Origin of the sequence: Paenibacillus sp. FSL H7-0940, from assembly GCF_037979415.1 — a bacterium.
Taxonomy (GTDB): domain Bacteria; phylum Bacillota; class Bacilli; order Paenibacillales; family Paenibacillaceae; genus Paenibacillus; species Paenibacillus amylolyticus.
In genome coordinates, this window is record NZ_CP150280.1 from 3,726,560 (window position 1) to 3,745,759 (window position 19,200).

Here is a 19,200-nt window from a genome sequence, read left to right on the forward strand (position 1 = left end):
TGTTCAAAAAATCTTCTTTTGTCCTATTTACGCAATTCCGCTCCGAATTGCTCTTCCAGACGAGCCACTACACGGGCATGAACTTCAGTAACTTCCTCATCGGTGAGTGTACGTTCACGATTCCGGTATACCAGTGCCATCGCCACACTTTTCTTGTTTTCACCCAGTTTACTGCCAGTAAACACATCGAATACCTGTACATTTTGTAACAATTCACCCGCCGATTCACGAATGGTACGCAGCATGTCTCCAGCTTCAACATCCTCATTCACAACAACCGCGATATCACGTTCCATGGCTGGGAAACGCGGAAGTTCACGATAACGAATGTCAGCGTCTGCTTCATTGTAAATCGATTCAAGTGCAATCTCTGCGATATATACATCATTCAGATCATACTGCTGTTGCAGTTCCGGGTGCAATTGACCCAATGTACCGATCAATGTGCCTTCCCCGCCATCCTTACCTTCCAGGTAAACCGATGCGGAACGTCCCGGATGGAATCCTTCAGGTCTGTTTGCTACCAAGCGAATGCGTTGTTCAAGCCCCACATAGGCGAACAGATGCTCAAGAGCACCTTTCAGATCGAAGAAGTCTACTTTCTCCGCTCCAACATTCCACTGCTGGCTTGCACGATTCCCGGTGAGCAGCAGCCCCAGTACTGGGATCTCATGCGGTTGCTTGGTCAACTGATCTTCTTCGGTGAAGAACACATTGCCCACTTCAAATACAGCCAGTGAATCCTGTTTACGGTTCATGTTATACACCGCTGCATCCAGCATTTGCGGCAAAATACTCGTACGAAGCACACTGCGGTCCTCACTCATAGGCATCGCGAGTTTCACGGCTTTACTGCCTTGTGTCAATGCCGGGAACAATGTCGCTTTATCCGGGTGTACAAAGGAGTAACTGATCATTTCATGCCAGCCACTGCCTGAGAGCAATCCACGAATCGTGCGGCGCATTGCTTGAGAGCGTGTATATGCCCCTGGAGTCGTCGGTCCTTCAATCCATGTGGTTGGAATGTTGTCGTATCCGTACAGGCGTGCAATCTCTTCAAACAAGTCTACATCGAGCGTAATATCCCCTCTGCGTGTTGGCACTTCCACATCCAGCAATCCTTGATCAGCATCACCACATGCAAAGTGCAAGCGAGCGAAGATCGTTTTTACCTCAAGCAAAGACAGATCAGTTCCCAGATAACGATTCAGTCTGTCCAGCGACAATTGAATTACACGTTTCTCCGCAGCTTCTGCTCCAGCTTCCACGATTCCCTGGTGCACTTCACCTTCAGCATAACGCTGAATCAGTTCAGCCGCACGATCCAAAGCCGTAATCACCGCACCCGGGTCTACTTCCTTCTCAAAACGCATGCTTGCTTCGGAACGTAGCCCCAGTTGGCGCGACGTTTTCCGAACGGTTCCGCCGTCGAACTTGGCGGACTCCAGCAACAGATTCACCGTGTCTTCCGATACCTCGGAATTCTCGCCACCCATAACCCCAGCGATGGCTACTGGTTTCACGCCATCCGTGATGAGCAACATGTGTGGCTCCAGCTTACGCTCTTGTCCATCCAGCGTAACAATCGTTTCGCCTTCGTTGGCCATCCGCACTTCAATATGGCCCTTTTCCAGCTTATCCGCATCGAAAGCATGTAGCGGTTGACCGTATTCCAGCATGACATAGTTCGTGATATCAACGATGTTATTGATTGGGCGAACACCTGCCGCCATGAGACGGTTTTGCATCCACAGCGGGGAAGCACCCAGCTTAATGCCGGTTACATAACGAGCTGCATAGTGAATGCATTGCTCCTGTGCCTTGATCTCTACAGAGATATGATTCGCGGCTGCATCACCAATTTCAACCAGTTGGTCTTTGGGACTTGGCAGCTTCACTTCACGACCCAGGATGGCACCCACTTCATAAGCTGCACCACGCATGCTGAGACAGTCGGAACGGTTCGGTGTCAGGTCCAGTTCAAGAACATGATCGTCAAGACCAAGAACCTGGCTGATTGGCGTGCCAACCTCTGTTTGTTCCGGCAGAACGAGAATACCTTCCTGCTGATCTTTCGGCAACAATTTGTCGTTCATGCCCAGCTCTTTGGCGGAACAGATCATGCCAAGGGAGACAACACCGCGCAGTTTGGCTTTTTTGATATCCAATCCACCAGGGAGCTTTGCTCCAACCAGGGCTACGACTACTTTTTGGCCTGCATCCACATTTTTCGCACCACACACGATCTGCAGATCTTCTTCCTGACGAGCATCGATGACACATACATTCAGTTTGTCTGCATCGGGGTGTTTCTCCTTGCTCTTCACATAACCTACAACAACTTTATTGACGCCCTTGTTGCGGTTCTCCACTACATCAATTTCGACACCCGCACGGGTGATTTTCTCCGCCAATTCCTGTGGCGTCACACCTTCAAGGGAAATATAATCAGACAGCCAATCTGTCGATACTCTCATGGACGTTCACTTCCTTCATCTATAAATTGGTGTTCCCGGTTCATTCGCTTGCTCTATATGGTTAATCTTTCTTGTCTTAAAGTTACAGCCGTCCAAATTGCTTCAGGAAGGTCAGATCGCTATTGTAGAAGTGACGGATATCATCGACACCATACTTCAGCATCGCAATACGTTCTACGCCCATTCCAAATGCAAAACCACTGTATTTCTCCGGATCGTATCCACCCATTTCCAGTACTTTCGGGTGAACCATACCGCCGCCCAAAATTTCAAGCCAGCCTGTTTGCTTACATACGCGACAGCCGCTGCCGCCACATTGTACACAAGTTACATCCACTTCCGCACTTGGCTCTGTGAATGGGAAGAAACTTGGACGCAGACGAATTTCTGTGTGGGAACCGAACATTTCGCGTACGAATTGCAGTAGGGTTCCTTTCAGATCGCTCATACGAATGTTTTCGCTAATGACCAATCCTTCAACCTGGTTGAATTGGAAAGAGTGCGTCGCATCGTCATCATCACGGCGGTATACTTTACCTGGGCAGATGACTTTGACAGGCACTTCGCCCTTCATGCTCTGCATGGTACGTACTTGAACCGGAGATGTATGGGTACGCATCAACAAGTCTTCGGTAACATAGAAAGAATCCTGCATATCGCGCGCCGGGTGATTCTTCGGCAGATTCAATGCTTCAAAGTTGTAATAATCCATTTCGACTTCAGGACCTTCCGCAACGCGGTATCCCATACCGATGAAAATATCTTCGATCTCCTGTACCACTTTGGTCAGTGGATGCAGCCCGCCTTGACGTCCGCGACGTCCTGGCAGGGTCACATCAATTTTCTCGGATTGCAGACGCTTCGCCGTCTCTTCCTTCTGGAACTGATCCTGCTTGCTGTCGATGACTTCCTCAATGGCAGCCCGAACATCATTGGCGACTTGACCAATAACTGGACGTTCCTCCGCACTAAGCGCACCCATACCACGCAAAATCTCAGTTAATGCACCCTTTTTCCCCAAATACTTTACACGCAGATCACCGAGCGTCTGCGGATCATTCACACCAGACAACTGCTCCAGCGCTTCGATCTTCAATGCCTCTAAACGTTCTTTCATGTGTAATTGCCCCCTTTTTGTGGTGTTTTTGCAACAAAAAAAGGCCTTCTCTCCCCTGAAGGGACGAAAAGACCGTGGTACCACCCTTGTTAGACATCCATTGCTGCGTGGCCCTTATGGCCTGCAACTGGTTCTGTCTCACTTTGTACGGAATAACGACCGTTAACCGTTTGCCCCTACTGTTGCCTCTGTGTCTGCACACAAACAGGTTCAGGGAACCGCTTCGGAGTGAATTTCGGCAGCCTTGTTCTACAGAAACGCTCTCAATCTACGGCGCTTCCTCCCTGTCCAGAGGCACTGCTTACTTATCTCCATCATCACGTTTGCTTAGTTTACCTATATCGATGTAATCATCGATGATCGTTCATAATTATATGCAAAATAGATCGAAATAGCAAGCCGTCCATATTCTAATTTATGCTTGCACCTTTATCTTTCAATTGTTTCAGGCGCTGCTGGATTTCGCGAATCTCAGCTGCCTCGACTGCTCGCTCATTCGAATGCTCGGGCTGTGTCAGACTGTCTTTCCCAGCAGTGCTCACAGGAGACAGCAACTCCGATAGGCGCATCTCCAATCGTAACCGCTCGTCATCGGATTCCCGGGTCTCCAGCGCCACCTCCCGAAGTTTGTTGGACTGCTCCCAATCCGACACTCCTCCTTCAAACAGAGTTGCTGTGCCACCAGCCTCCAGATCGCATAACCGATTCGCGAGTGACTTCGTCAGCATCCGGTCATGGGATACAAGCACCAAAGCACCTGAAGCCTGTTTTAATACATTTTCCATGACTTCCTGGGTATCGATGTCCAGATAGTTCGTTGGTTCGTCCAGCACCAGCAGATTCGCTCCGCCAAAATACAGTCTCAGAAATGCCACTCTGCACTTTTCCCCCATGCTCAAATCCCCAATGCGCTTGAATACATCATCTCTGGAAAATAGGAAACATCCCAGAATGGTACGTGCCGCACTTTGTGTCATGGATGGAAGAGTAAGCAAGCTGTCCAGCAGCGTCTGATTCTCGGGGAGCCCTTCCAGCTCCTGTGAAAAGTAACCGATTTTCAGCTGTGGATGCCGTGTGACCTTGCCTTGCGAAGGCTCCAGTTCACCAATCATCAACTTCAGCAGTGTTGTCTTGCCCGTTCCATTAGGACCTCGTACAGCAAGCCGATCTCCACGTTCCACAGCAATCCGAAGATCACGCAGTAATGGTTTCTCTCCCGTATATGAAAAACTCACCTCTTCCAGCGCAAGCAGTTGGCGTGCGGCCAGTGGATTCATCTGTAATTCCATGTTCAACTTTGCAGCTTCACGAGGTTTATCCACCCGTTCCCGCTCCAAACGTTCCAGCTGTTTTTGTTTAGCATGGTATCGTGAAATATTTTTGTTGGCTTTGGCCTTGTAGAAGCTCTGGGTGATCTTCACCTCTACATCGGTCGCCGAATTATGCGCTTTATGGAACCATTCCTGATAATTTCGAATCGTTTCTTCCAACGCCTTACGTTCCAATTCCTGCCTGCGGTAGATCGTTTCCTGTTCGCGTAATTCACGCTCTTTGTGGATCTTGTAGTCGGAGTATCCGCCCTTGTATTTGGTCAGGGCATCTGGACTGAACTCAATGACTCCTGTTGCTACCTGATCAATAAACGTACGATCGTGTGATACAAATAACAGCGTACCTTCATATGAGGATAACCACTCTTCCAGCCAGCGCATGCTTCCCTCATCCAGATGATTTGTCGGTTCATCCAGGATCAGGAATTTGGGTTTGCTGACAAGTAGCCCCGCCAAACGAGCCTTTGTTTTTTGTCCACCACTCAAGGAATGATAGGGTCTGTTCCAATGCTCTGCGGATAATCCAAGGCGAGTCAGTACCTTCTCTACCTCAGTCTCCCACATATAACCGTTCAACTGTTCATATTGCTCCATCACTTGTGTATAAGCTGCAAGCAGCTCTTCATCCGCTTCAGTGCTCATGCTCAACCGTTGTTCCAGTTCTTCCAAGTTCCGTTTCACTTCATAGATCTGACCGCTCTCACGCCGGACCGCATCCAGTACATTCATCCCGGTCTCAATCTCCGAGCGCTGGCGCATGAACCCCCATTCCTGCTGAGGGCTATGACGTTCGATCCGTCCACCACCATGCTCCTCACCCAAAATGATGCGTAACAACGTTGTCTTGCCGCATCCGTTGCGACCCAAAATGGCGAGTCGTTCGCCCTCATTAATCTCCAAATTCAATCCTGTAAACAATTCAATACCGTTCCACTCTTTTGATACTTCATGTAAGCGTACCAATGTCATCATGAGGCCTCATCCTTCCTGCATCCTTTTTGCCGAACAAAAAAAACCGCTGGCATCAGCCGGCGGTTTGGCAATTCAGGGTTGGATCAAGCATTCAAAGACAGATCTAAGGTAAGCTACGGCATGAACAAAGAAACCCAAAATACAGGGTACACGTAAACCTCAATGGCTTACTTGCTCCATACCTTTTCCCATAGCTGAATTTGGACACACGAATCCCCTCATTGCTCAGCCGCTCTGGCTGACTGCGTCATAAAACCGTCTGCAGTTAACTGGGGTTCAATTCATGTGTTTTACTTCATGGGACGTATGGTTACCTCTCATTCATGTGTAGTATCAATTTCTCCGTTATTGTACCAGATCATTGTAAAAAAGCAAAGGGTATATACATTAAACTAAAGAATACTTACTTACTCGCCACTCCGAAAACAGAACAATCTTCTGATCGCTGTTACCACGAGATTTCTTTTAAGGTAATAGAAAAAGCCCCTGCATCGCAAGGGCTTCGGTACTGCTTCGTTAAGCGGGTGATGGGAATCGAACCCACGCTATTAGCTTGGAAGGCTAAAGTTCTACCATTGAACTACACCCGCATGATTGAAGATTTATTGTTAAGTTCCTTAGGAATTTAACAGTGATTTTACAAATAATAATATACCATGATCCTCTATAGCATGCAAGTCATATTTCCCATTTTTTTCATTACGCATCCATCAAAAAAAAGCAGGAGCACCCTCGCGCCCCCGCTGTTCCCTATCCTGTAGGCTTATCCACATCTCTCAAAAACTGCTTTTCAAATTCAGCGGCTTTAATCGGTTTGCTGAAGAAATAACCCTGAGCCTCGTGACAGTGTTGATTGCGAAGAAAGACCATCTGATCTTCGTTCTCCACGCCCTCAGCTGTGACTTTCAGTTGTAAATGATGCGCCATTGAAGTGATGGTAGATACGATCGCTGCGTTATTGCTGTCCTCCATGACTTCATTCACAAATGAACGGTCAATCTTGAGCCGATCAATTGGCAGATCCTTCAGATAGTGCAACGAGCTGTATCCCGTTCCAAAATCATCGATACTGATATGCACACCAATTTCTTTGATTTTGCGCAACTGTTCGAATGACCGGTCTTTATCAAATGTCATGCTCTCTGTAATCTCCAGTTCAAGCCATACAGGCTCTAGTCCCGTCTCTTTGAGAATGCCATTGATATTGTCCAACAAATGGGAGTGCCTGAATTGTCTCATCGACAGATTCACCGAAACACACAGTTTACGATAACCGGCTTCCTGCCACTGTTTGTTCTGTGCACACGCTTCACGAAGCACCCATTCGCCAAGTGGCACAATGAGCCCACTCTCTTCTGCCAGAGGAATAAAGTCCGCCGGAGATACCGAGCCTCGTTGCGGATGCTGCCAACGCACCAAGGCTTCCATGCCAACGATTAGCCCACTTTGCAGATTAACCTGCGGCTGGTAGACCAGGTAGAACTGACCTCGATCCAACGCCTTGCGCAGATCATTCTCAAGCTGCAAACGCTCCTGTGCCTTCATCTGCATCGCATGGGCAAAACGATTCAGTTCCATTCCTTGTTCCTTAGCACTGTGCAAAGCCGTATCGGCATTTTGAATAATCTCCAGTGGTGACTCCCCATCATGTGGGAAAATAGCCATCCCAATTCCAAGTGTCAGATGATACTCATTGCCATCAACCAAGACGGGCTTCTCAAAAAGTTGCAAAATGGATCTTGTCCGACGCAGCGCTGTATCGGTTGAACTGAAATCTGTCATCGTTAATGCAAACTCATCTCTTCCCAATCCAAAGACTTCTTCTCCTGGAAGGGACAATTGTTTCAGTCGTTGACCTACCTGACGCAAAACACGGTTAGCCGCTTGCTGTCCAAGCGAATCATTAATGGTTTTGAACCGATTAATATTCAGGACCAATACACCAACAAGCTGTTCCTGTACCACGGCATCATCCATCATCTTTTTCAACTGCTGTGAAAGGCGACGACGGTTTGGAAGTCCCGTTACATCATCATGATGAGCAATATAGTTCATCTTGGCTTCCGCGACCTGCTGTTGCAGGAAAGGTGTGTCCACTACGGACGTATACAGCCCTTTTTGAATGAAAAAATATGCCATACAATTACTCATCAATCCTAATAACAGATTGAGATCGTTCACCCCAGTTGCTGAAACAAAATAACATTCACCAAAAAAGAAACACAGAATGCCACATAGAATGGTTGGTAAATCACCGTCTTTGTTTTTTTTCCATTGTACAAACAAAAGAACTGCAATAATGCCATAGAGCAATCCAACCATAAGATGAACTCGAGTGAAGATACCACCAAGCACTTCCCCATCAAGCATACTCGGCAACATGCTCCATTCCTGAATAGCCAGTATGTACAAAATAACAAAGGTACCCAATGTCCCACTTAAAAGTAAGAATTTGCGTGGTAATGCAAATTCTTTCTCATTTAAGGTATACACGAGCAGTAAACCTACGGAACATACCAAAGATCCCATGGTTGACATCATTAAGGAGAACTCCGATTCCATCATGGCTCCATTTGGAATCTCTTCTGCAAATGAAACGATATGAACCAGTTCAAACAGACCAATCAATAAAAAGAGTGTTGTCAATAATGTCCTCCGAAGCGTTAGCTTCTGTGTCCGAAACAACCAGCTTTGATTATAGATGCCGATACAAGCCGCTACCGCAGCAAATCCACCCAAGAGTGTCAAAACCGGGTAACCCGATATGATCAGATCAGAGCTTGAAGAAGAACGAAACCATTGACTTGCGAGGAAACATAATAAGCCGCCCACAGCGACCCAAATTATTTTTCTCTGATCTTGCAGATTAACCTTCATGCCGTGTTTTCCTTCCCGGGATCACCTATCCTGAATTACATTAACCAAACTTAAAAACTTACTACACGATTCGACAAAAAACATATTAACCAACGTTCAATTCACATGCATACACATGCTATCTGGTACATAATAACATTTAATTTTGTATACGTGAACTAAAAAATAGTTACTCCTAGGAATATTTATTCACAAATATAGAGAAAAACAAGGCATTAAGAACTAAAAAAACATGGATCTCCAGTTAGAGTCCATGTTTTCCTATTTTACAACTGTATTTCAGACTATATTACTTATCAAAATTCACTTCTGGTGTTGTTAATTTATCATAGAAATCAACAACCTTATCCTTGTCTTCCGATGAGCGAATCGCCATTGCTGAACGTGGATGCTCGTCCAACGCGCCTGTAATCATGTAAGGCAGAATGTAACCCCATTCTTCTTTTTCTCTGAGTGGAACCATCAACTGTTCCAACACACCAAGTACTGGACGCAGATTGTATTTTGTTCCTTTCAGATGAGCTACGAGCAATTCGGTTGGACAGTTTCCTGCCGCACGTCCCATACCATACACAGAAGCATCAAGCAGTTCAACGCCAAGTTCTGCCGCAACCAATGTGTTAGAAAACGCAAGTTGCATATTATTATGTGTGTGAACACCAAGACGTTTGTTAGGCAAGTGAGTCTTGAACTTCTCTACCAGATATTTCACATCATTATGGTCCAAGCTACCGTAGGAGTCTACAATGTAAACAACATCCACAGCGCTTTCTTTGATCAATTCAAATGCTTCCAGCAATTCATTCTCCATAACATTGGAGAGTGCCATAATATTAAGTGTAGTTTCATATCCACGATCGTGGAATGTTTGAACCAGTGCAAGTGCCTTGTCCACATCTTTGCTGTAGCAGGCAACCCGGATCAGATCCAGCATGCTCTCGCTGCGAGGCAAGATATCATTTTCGTCCACACGACCTACGTCAACCAGCGCAGACAGTTTGGTATTTCCTTTTTGAGGAATAACTTTGCGCAGGAAATCATCGTTCAGGAAACGCCATGGTCCTGCTTCCTCGGCACCTTTAAGCAACTTCGGAGAGTTCTTATATCCAATTTCCATATAATCAACGCCAGCTTCATTCAATCCAGCATATAGCTGTTGAACAAAGTCCACGCTAAAGTCCCAATTATTCACCAATCCGCCATCACGGATCGTACAATCTACAATTTTGCAATGATTTGTCTTCATTAATGTCTGCTCCTTTTCTGACCAACTTGTGTATTCCTCTCATGATACTTGAACGTGACAAGAAAAGTAAAGGGATTCCGGACTTATTTACTTCGATAAGATCTCCAGATTCGGTCAATCTCAACCATATCGGAACGATCGGGAGCTTTCTCTCCATAACGGACGGCATTATACGTATCTGGCAGTCTCGCAGACAGCTCATCTTCTTCTACCTTCATACCATTCTGAATAATGGTCTGTGCAGCCTCCAGCGGAGTGTGTGTCCCCTGTATTTCCACGCCTCGATGAGCTGCTCTTTCAATCCAAGTCCGATAGTAATACCGAACACGTTCAGCATCCTGTGCAGGTGGCGCCTCTTTCTTGCGAAACCAATTCTTTCGGACTTTTGCTGGCGCATCAAGCGTCTCACTGACATCGATATACTCCGTCCGTGGTTCTGCCTTCTTTTCACCTGGTTGTAACATCCCCTTGAATTGGTCCATAAGTCTGTTTATCGTTTTTTGACCCAACCTCAGAAGCAGCCACAGGATTGCTCCTGCTACAGCACACATCACTACCCATCCAAGGATGTTCCAGAAGACTGAGGGCTCGGATGGAGGCTCTCTCCAGTCATTCGGTATATTTAACTGCTGATTGGGGTTGTCCATTGGTAATCGTGGCTCCTCGCCGGAAATCGGACCAAACCATCCCCTGATCCATGCGAGCAAGCGATCACGTAGCGGTCCCAGCCAGGCAGCCAGACTTGGGAAAGCACCAATCGCGACGATAACAATAAACATCCACATGAACCGCTGATGATTCGCACGTGCAAAATCTCTTAATACCAATCTTCTCTTGCCGTCATTGAGTATTGCCTGATCCAGTTGCAGCATATATCGTCCAACCAGCCAAAAAGCAAAGCTGATCACTCCCGCAATATAGATCCATAGGTTATAGGTTCGTATCGGCTGCATGAATTCCAACGAATTCGAAGCAATCATAAGCACGATTGCACTGATTACACCCATAATCTGCAAGCGCCATAACAACACAGAATGAAAGACTGGCTGGAAGGTCAGACCTGCATAAGCCGAGATGACTCCACACAGTACCAATGTGATGATATCCGGCAACGGGAGAATAAGGCCCATCCCAACAACGAGTGCGAAGAGAAATCCTATGACGAGTGCCGCTAGTCCACGAATGAGTGTACTTTTCTCGCTAAAACCTGGAATTTTATGCTGAATGAACTGTCCCAACCAACCTGCAAAAACAACCAGGATGAATAATGTGTACGGCAAATGTTCCATTGCGTAGAATGAAGCAAGCGTAAATATCGGAAAAAGGTATATGCCAGCCATCAAGACGGCAAGCATTGCTATGAGTCCTGTGGTCGTCGCTACCGGTCTGTTCCTCATGCACTCACCGCCTTCGTATTACCCTTCACGTCCTCTACCGGGAGAATCGTTACACGATGTCCTTGTTCGTGCAGACGTGCAATCTCGTGCTCCATAGCGGCAGATACATAGGATGTAATCAGCAGATAGCTGCGGATTTTCTGTGCTTCTTCATTCAGACGTACTTCATCATTCAGGAATTGCTCCATGGGCACCATGCATTTCAACTCTGTCTCAGCCATAGCTTCCAGTAACCGTTCCAGATGGGGCGTGCCATAATCCGGTTCAATCCGAAGTGTATCGCGGCCTCCACCCACATGATAACCATTATGGGCGAAGCCTGCCGGCAACCCTCTCCCGATAGCATCCACTGCAGCCGTGGCAGCGTAACGAAGTGCCCGTTCAATCTTTTCCGGTCGAGTAACAACACTCCACATATCTGCAGATTCCTGAATATTGACTACAATCCAGGATTGCGGATCAGCCGTCCATCCCTGTTTGTAGACTTGTAATTCACCTGTACGTGCACTCGCTTTCCAGTGAATACGATTCATGGGGTCGCCTGCACCATAAGGCCGAACACCCAGGATCAAGAAAGGATCTTCAACGATCCATCGTGATACTTCCACTTCTCCCTGCCATACCTGATAAATTGCAGGAAGATCCTCTGCATTCACTAATGAAGGGTACACGATCATAGACATTTGCAAAGGAATCGGTTTGGTGGAACGCCACACACCAAAGAGATCCCCACCTGTCATCGTTGCTGTATTTAATGGATAAATCCCACGTTGAGTACATGTAAAAGGATGCTTGCGCGTAATGCGAGTAAACGGTTTCAACGTAAAAATACTCTTATGGTTCTGATAGATTTCGCCTTGACTAATATCCATACCTGAGCCGGAACGAAATACAAACGACACTGGCATCATCGATTCAAGTCTGAGCCACGGTACGGAGACTCGTTTCTCATTCGATATCGTCTCCACCATCTCAAGTTCATCTCCAGCATAACAACGCAGCTTGCTGAATTGTCTGCTGTACCTGAGTTTTCGCAGTGCAGGTCGTCCAAACCACACACCATGTATAACAACGACAATGCCTCCAACAAGGACAAGCCATAATAATGCCATAAGATTAACGCCCGCTTGTAGCGAGATTCTCCGTAGGCACTTCTATCTGATTCAGAAGTTCCTGGATGATACGCTCCGCCAAGCCCTCTTGTTGTCTGATCCGGTTACGGAATACCAGTCGGTGCGCCAGCACAGGTCCCGCCAGTACTTTAATATCATCAGGCAAAACAAAGTCTCTGCCATGCAGTGCAGCCCATGCCTGACTTGCCTTGAGTAATGCCTGAGCCCCTCGTGGACTTACGCCAAGCGAAAGCTCGGGATGTTGCCTTGTTGCTTCGGTTAACTGAATGATATATCGTAGCAGATCTTCGTTGATTTGCACTGTTTTATACGTATCCTGCGCCTTCAAAAGTTCTTCACGACTGATCACTGCCGAGAGATCATCAACAGAACGACTGGCTACCGTACGTCTCAAAATTTCTACACTCTCTTCACTGCTTGGATAACCCATGCGAATTTTCATCATAAAACGATCCATCTGCGCTTCAGGTAGTGGAAAAGTTCCCTGGTTATCTACAGGATTCTGGGTGGCGATAACGATGAATGGCCGTTCCAGCTGTCTCGTAGAACCGTCGATACTGATCTGGCGCTCTTCCATACACTCCAGCAAGCTTGATTGTGTACGCGGTGTAGCCCGGTTAATCTCATCAGCTAGTACAAGATTGGCAAACAAGGGGCCGGGTCGGAATTCAAAATCCCCTTCTTTTTGATTAAAAAAATGAATCCCTGTTAAGTCCGAGGGCAGCAAGTCCGGTGTAAACTGTATCCGTTGGAATGTGCAGTCCAATGAAGAGGCTACCGATTTGGCAAGCATCGTTTTCCCAGTACCCGGTACATCCTCCAGCAGCACATGTCCTGACGCTATGATCGCTGTCATCACCAGCTCTATCGTATGCTCTTTTCCCACAATCACTTTTCCCACGTGATCCATCAGTTGTTGATTCATTCGTTCCATTCCTTGGATTTCCATCTGCATCTCATCCTTCCGTTATGGAGCTTATGTATTCGCATTCATTACTAACTATAACCGTTATTGGCAACATAAAACAAAGGAGTTGGCAAATGGCCAACTCCTCGACTCCCCGCTTTTCTCAATATACCAAGGGTAACATAATTATAAACCGCGTGCCTTCGCCCTTTTTGCTATCCACAGAGATAGTGCCTCCATGGTTCTTGATGATCCGGTAACTCACCGAAAGTCCAAGCCCCGTTCCGCTCTCCTTGGTCGTGAAGAATGGATCAAACAGACGTACAAGCGTGTTATGGTCCATCCCATGACCGTTATCCGCGATGGAGATCTGCACGAATTTGTTTTCCGTGGCGGTAGATATTCGAATTAGACCCGTATGTTCTTCGCCAACTTCCTCAATGGCATCCATTGCGTTTTTCACCATATTCAAAATAACCTGCTTAATCTGTTTGACATCAATGGACACATTCAGCGGGGCATCCCCTTCATCCAGTACGATCTCGCATCCCTTCATCAACCCTTCGCTTTCGGTCAGCAAGACCACCTCTTTGAGCAAAGAGTCGACGGATATCACGGTCTTCTGTGGAGCTGACGGTTTGGAAGAATTCAAAAATTCGTAGATGATGTCATTCGCCCGATCAATCTCCGTCAGTATGATTCGAGCGTACTCGTCTTTGCCGAGCTGCAGCAAATGGGGCCTGAGCAGTTGAATGAACCCACGGATTGCAGTCAACGGATTACGAATTTCATGAGCAATAGATGCTGAAATTCGCCCCAGCATCGCAAGTTTGTCATTTTGATAAGCGGTCTGTTCAATTTGTTTATAATCAGATACATCTTTGACGCTGAACAAGAAGTCGCCATCCATCTGATCACCGTACGTCACAGTAACCAGCCAATGCCTTCCGTATTCATCAATCAACTCATGATAGCGCTTACGATGAAAAATAGTTTCCCGATAGATACGTAAAATTTTCTTTTTCTTGAATCGGCTCATCTGCGGATGATGCAGCATTTGCATCAGGGTGCAGCCGCTCAACAGACTTCTTGGAAGTTCCAACAACTTTGCCATCTGAACGTTAATAAACGTCAATACACCGTGACTGTCAAACAACATAATACCGCTATCCAGATGTTCCAGTACATTCTCGTACTTGTTGTTATCCAGATGCACAGGCGGGAAACCATCCGTTGGTTGAGGCACTGTATCCTGAAATTCACTAATCATGTCAGGTTCCTCCTTTTCACGTAAATGATAAACTTGCCATTCGGACATCATATCATCACAGAAACAGGAAGGGCCGATTTTATTGTTCATTACCGGTGCCCTTTCGTTGGGGGGCTGAGCCGAAAATATGGATGGCATGTCCGGAACTCAAGCTGGTCTATTCCCGGTAACCAACAGTCGATCCGGAAAATCATATACGTTTGTTCCATTCTGACCTTCTCCTATTCCCAAACACGAACATTTTTTGCTCCGCCTCTTTTGCAAGTCTGTTTTTATCATAGACAAGTTTATAGAAGAGAGTCAATCGGAGAAAGTGTCGAATGGAAATTATTTTAAAAAAAACCTCGAATTAGTTCCAGAACAACGCACAAAAACGAAGCCGTTTCACCCAGTAGGCAAATCAGCTTCGTTTTTAATATCTTTAATTGGTGATATATCCGAGTTCATCTATAGTCCGGTCTTATTATGCTGAATTTTCAGTCTGCGCTGACTCATCACAGCTAATCGACGTTTAAGTTCGCTTTCCCACTTCTCGTCTTTGGTTTCCTTCGCGAGCCTGAGCAAATCCAGAGCCATATCAATCTGGCGCTGCACAATGACCATGGCATCCTCGCTCTCACGGTTTACACAGTTTTCGAAAATCGCATCCTCATCTTCTGTAACATAATCTTGAAAGTCGATCTCGGATGCACCGTCTCCATGCGCATATTCAGCCAGGATTTCGTATTCATTTTCCACTTTATAATGCACCTCAACCCGGTGACACACCGGGCAAAACAGCAGGGGAACATTATGAACCTGGGTGCGGTAATGCTTCAGCGTGCCCTTCGTTCCAACCATACTTGCCCCACAACAGTAACTCATTTTTGTTCACCCTCCTTATTACGTGCCGGGACTTTTTTATTAAAATGCAATCCCGTACACTTACAGCACTTCCAAAAAGGAATAGTTCCATCAGTGTATCACATTCATGTATAGATTATAAATGCAGAGCACCGGAATATTTACCGGGTTTCCATACCCTATTCGCCTTGAAGGCCATCAATTCCTCTTTCAACAGATAAAAAGAAGACTTTCTTCTAATATATTATTAACACGCTTAGCTGCTTGTTCAAACACTTTTGATTAACTTCGTGATAACTTCCGGCAAAAGGGTGCAAAAAGCCCTCAATCCCTAACGGGATGAGGGCTTGAACAAAAACCGTTCAAGTTAACTTGGCTTACAGGTTAGTGTCGCCTGGTTTCCAGTTCATTGCACACAATCCGCCGGATTGCAATGCTTGCAGTACGCGAAGTGTTTCTTCAACACTACGGCCTACATCGTTGTGGTTAACCACTTGATATTTCAGTTCGCCTTCTGGATCGATGATGAACAGACCGCGCAATGCTACGCCTTCTTCTTCGATCAGAACGCCGTAATCTTTAGCCACTTGCTTCGTGATATCGGAAGCCAGTGGGAAGTTCAATTGACCCAGACCATTGCTGTCTACAGGTGTATTGATCCATGCTTTGTGGCTGTGTACGGAGTCTACGCTCACGCCAAGGATTTCTGTATCCAAAGCTTTGAATTGCTCGGAAGCAACGCTCAAAGCTGTAATTTCAGTTGGGCACACAAATGTGAAGTCCAAAGGATAAAAGAAGAATACAAGCCATTTGCCACGATAATCGGACAGTTTAACGGAACCGAAGTCTTGTCCGTCTCCCGATACTGTTTCCATTGCGAAATCCGGTGCTGGTCTACCTACCAAACGTTCTGCCATAACTAAAAATTCCTCCTTTGGGATTATGTAAGCATCCTTGCGGATTGCTCATCATCAAGAAAAACGCGTACGCTTTTCCTGTAATTAAAATGATTTGAACCTTGATAACAAGTACAAGTAAAATGTTATCATCCGGACTTCCCAAAGTCAAGATTATAAACATTATTTTTTTATAATCATTATAAATAAGGATTTTTCGTGGCAAAAATGATAAAGGAACAGCCCTCTGTACATTCCATAACTGGAAACAAAGGGCTGCCTGTAGTTGGTAATATAATTACGCCTGTTTCTGAATAGCCGCCACGATCAAATCGCCCATTTCGGTCGTGCTGATCGCTGTGCTCTTGTCTACAGCAATATCACTCGTGCGGTGTCCTGCATTCAATACATCCGACACAGCTGCTTCAATGGCATCCGCACCTTCTGTATAACCAAAGGTTGTACGGAACATCAACGCCAAAGAGAGAATGGTTGCAATCGGATTAGCGAGGCCTTGACCTGCGATATCCGGTGCGGAACCGTGTACCGGTTCATAGAGTCCGAAGCTACCCTCTCCCAGTGATGCAGATGCGAGCATACCGATGGAACCTGTCAACATCGCTGCTTCATCACTCAAGATATCTCCAAACATGTTTTCCGTTACGATGACATCGAAGCTGGACGGACGACGCAGCAATTGCATCGCGCAGTTGTCTACCAGTACATGCTCCAGTTCAACATCCGGATAATCCGGTGCTACCCGGTTCACAACTTCACGCCAGAGACGGGAAGTTTCCAATACGTTGGCTTTGTCTACAGAAGCCAGCTTTTTGCGACGTCCTTGCGCAATTTCGAACGCCTGACGAACGATCCGCTCCACTTCTGTTACATTATATGCACATGTATCTACTGCCTCTTCGCCCTGTGCACTTTCACGTCTGAATTTCTCACCGAAGTAGATCCCACCTGTCAACTCACGTACCACCATCAGATCTGTACCTTCCAGTACTTCAGGCTTCAGAGTTGAAGCATCCTTCAAGCAATCAAATACAACAGCCGGACGCAGGTTGGAGAACAATCCAAGTGCTTTGCGAATACCCAGCAGGCCAGTTTCCGGACGAAGCTCCTTGCTGTTGTTATCCCATTTTGGACCGCCAACTGCTCCAAGCAGGACCGCGTCTGCACTTTTACATACGCTCAGTGTTTCTTCAGGAAGAGGTGTACCCTTCTCATCAATCGCGATTCCGCCAAACAACGCATGCTCTGTCTCAAAACGATAACCGAATACTTCCTCCGTACGTTTAAGAACTTTCTCAGCCTCAGCTACGACTTCAGGGCCAATTCCGTCACCTGCAATAACTGCAATTTTTTTCACGTCTGCCATTGGGTTGTCCACTCCTTATATTTCATTCATTAATTATTCATAAAGTAACGTCTCATATTAACTCTCTCTTTTGTATCATATTCCAAGGTCATTTGACCAAGATATACAATCTATGACTTTAATAGATTTTACCTATAAGCCAATAGAGATTGGCCTTTCCAAGTTGTTCTGACCTCCCGGCTGGGTTAAAATATATCTGAATTCAAATCAGGTACGCAGGAGGGATAAGCAACATGCAATATTCGTATTTGGGTAAATCAGGCCTCAAGGTCAGCCGAATCTGTCTCGGTACCATGAATTTCGGGCCTGCTACAGATGAAAAAGAAGCTTTTCGCATTATGGACGCAGCACTCGATGCAGGCGTGAACTTTTTTGATACCGCTAACATCTACGGCTGGGGTGAGAATTCCGGTCTTACCGAAGAAATTATCGGACGCTGGTTCAACCAGGGTGGTGGCAGACGTGAGAAAGTGGTTCTGGCCACCAAAGTCTATGGCTCCATGCATGATGATACAGATGGCCCCAACAACGAAGCTGGCCTCTCCGCTTACAAAATCAGACGGCATCTCGAGGGTTCCCTCCGCCGCTTACAGACCGATCATATCGAACTATACCAGATGCATCATGTAGACCCTGCCATATCGTGGAATGAGCTGTGGGGCGCATTTGAAAATGCCGTTCATCAGGGTAAAATCGGTTATGTAGGATCGAGTAACTTTGCTGCATGGCAGATTGCAATCGCTCAAAGCGAAGCCAAGAATCGTCATTTCCTCGGCCTGGTTTCCGAACAACATAAATATAGCCTCAACTGTCGTTTGCCTGAGTTGGAAGTACTGCCCGCAGCCAAAGAGCTGGGCCTCGGCGTTATTCCATGGAGTCCACTGGATGGTGGTTTATTGGGACGTAACGCTCTGCAGAAGCTGGAAGGAACACGCAGCGGGGGCATCGCTGGACGGATCGAGCAGCAGCAAACTCAGCTTGAAGACTTTGCCACACTGTGTCGTGATCTCGGTGAACCACAGGATACGGTGGCTTTGGCATGGGTTGCAGCCAATCCGGCAGTGACCGCCCCGATTATCGGACCACGTACGCTGGAGCAGTTTGAGACCGCACTCAAATGTCTGGACGTGACTTTGGATGAAGCCGTGCTCAAACGTCTGGATGAGATTTTCCCAGGTCCAGGTGGACATGCACCTAATGCATACGCGTGGTAATAGCTTGATAGAGTAAGCCAATGCAATAGGTAAGCGTAGAAAAGGTTCTGTGTTTTACTGCCATAATCATATAAATAATAAGCAAAAGAGTCTGGCCCTCCACAGGAGAGTCAGACTCTTTACGTACCTCACTAAA

At 46.5% G+C, this 19,200-nt stretch carries 13 protein-coding genes and 1 tRNA gene; 1 reads left to right on the forward strand and 13 read right to left on the reverse strand.

Annotated elements, in window-relative coordinates; genetic code table 11:
• Positions 1–23: 23 nt before the first annotated feature.
• The 13 genes from pheT to leuB all read right to left on the reverse strand — a co-directional run bounded on the left by pheT (position 24) and on the right by leuB (position 17,850).
• Positions 24–2,477, reverse strand: a complete 2,454-nt coding sequence (pheT, locus tag MHB71_RS16340; RefSeq protein ID WP_340026929.1) for a phenylalanine--tRNA ligase subunit beta — start codon at positions 2,475–2,477, stop codon at positions 24–26.
• Between the two features lie 82 nt (positions 2,478–2,559).
• Positions 2,560–3,594 (reverse strand): phenylalanine--tRNA ligase subunit alpha, encoded by a 1,035-nt coding sequence (gene pheS / locus MHB71_RS16345; protein ID WP_017689641.1) that lies wholly within the window; start codon positions 3,592–3,594, stop codon positions 2,560–2,562.
• Between the two features lie 410 nt (positions 3,595–4,004).
• On the reverse strand, positions 4,005–5,897 hold the full coding sequence (gene abc-f, locus MHB71_RS16350; RefSeq protein WP_340026931.1) for an ABC-F type ribosomal protection protein: 1,893 nt from the start codon (positions 5,895–5,897) through the stop codon (positions 4,005–4,007).
• Positions 5,898–6,416: 519 nt separating this feature from the next.
• Positions 6,417–6,487: transfer RNA gene (locus tag MHB71_RS16355), tRNA-Gly, on the reverse strand.
• Between the two features lie 160 nt (positions 6,488–6,647).
• Positions 6,648–8,774: an EAL domain-containing protein gene (locus MHB71_RS16360; RefSeq protein ID WP_340026932.1), complete on the reverse strand. Its 2,127-nt coding sequence runs from the start codon at positions 8,772–8,774 to the stop codon at positions 6,648–6,650.
• Between the two features lie 289 nt (positions 8,775–9,063).
• Positions 9,064–10,020: an aldolase catalytic domain-containing protein gene (locus tag MHB71_RS16365; RefSeq protein ID WP_047842252.1), complete on the reverse strand. Its 957-nt coding sequence runs from the start codon at positions 10,018–10,020 to the stop codon at positions 9,064–9,066.
• Positions 10,021–10,103: 83 nt separating this feature from the next.
• Positions 10,104–11,417, reverse strand: coding sequence for a DUF4129 domain-containing protein (locus MHB71_RS16370; RefSeq protein ID WP_340026934.1), 1,314 nt, complete (start codon positions 11,415–11,417; stop codon positions 10,104–10,106).
• Positions 11,414–12,529: a DUF58 domain-containing protein gene (locus tag MHB71_RS16375; protein ID WP_340026936.1), complete on the reverse strand. Its 1,116-nt coding sequence runs from the start codon at positions 12,527–12,529 to the stop codon at positions 11,414–11,416. Before MHB71_RS16375 ends, MHB71_RS16370 begins: the two co-directional genes overlap by 4 nt.
• A gap of 4 nt (positions 12,530–12,533) precedes the next feature.
• The gene (locus MHB71_RS16380; protein WP_340026938.1) at positions 12,534–13,499 is read right to left on the reverse strand and encodes a MoxR family ATPase; all 966 of its coding nucleotides are present in this window, start codon (positions 13,497–13,499) and stop codon (positions 12,534–12,536) included.
• A 121-nt stretch (positions 13,500–13,620) separates the two neighbouring features.
• On the reverse strand, positions 13,621–14,727 hold the full coding sequence (locus MHB71_RS16385) for a PAS domain-containing sensor histidine kinase (RefSeq protein ID WP_036610143.1): 1,107 nt from the start codon (positions 14,725–14,727) through the stop codon (positions 13,621–13,623).
• A 447-nt stretch (positions 14,728–15,174) separates the two neighbouring features.
• Positions 15,175–15,591 (reverse strand): hypothetical protein, encoded by a 417-nt coding sequence (locus MHB71_RS16390; RefSeq protein ID WP_017689649.1) that lies wholly within the window; start codon positions 15,589–15,591, stop codon positions 15,175–15,177.
• A 356-nt stretch (positions 15,592–15,947) separates the two neighbouring features.
• Positions 15,948–16,487: a peroxiredoxin gene (locus MHB71_RS16395; RefSeq protein ID WP_036610146.1), complete on the reverse strand. Its 540-nt coding sequence runs from the start codon at positions 16,485–16,487 to the stop codon at positions 15,948–15,950.
• A gap of 277 nt (positions 16,488–16,764) precedes the next feature.
• On the reverse strand, positions 16,765–17,850 hold the full coding sequence (leuB, locus tag MHB71_RS16400; RefSeq protein WP_036610148.1) for a 3-isopropylmalate dehydrogenase: 1,086 nt from the start codon (positions 17,848–17,850) through the stop codon (positions 16,765–16,767).
• Between the two features lie 233 nt (positions 17,851–18,083).
• On the opposite strand from leuB, the gene MHB71_RS16405 reads away from it, so the two are divergent.
• A complete protein-coding gene (locus MHB71_RS16405) occupies positions 18,084–19,064 on the forward strand; it encodes an aldo/keto reductase (RefSeq protein ID WP_340026939.1) in 981 nt (326 codons plus the stop codon).
• The last annotated feature ends 136 nt before the right edge of the window (positions 19,065–19,200 follow it).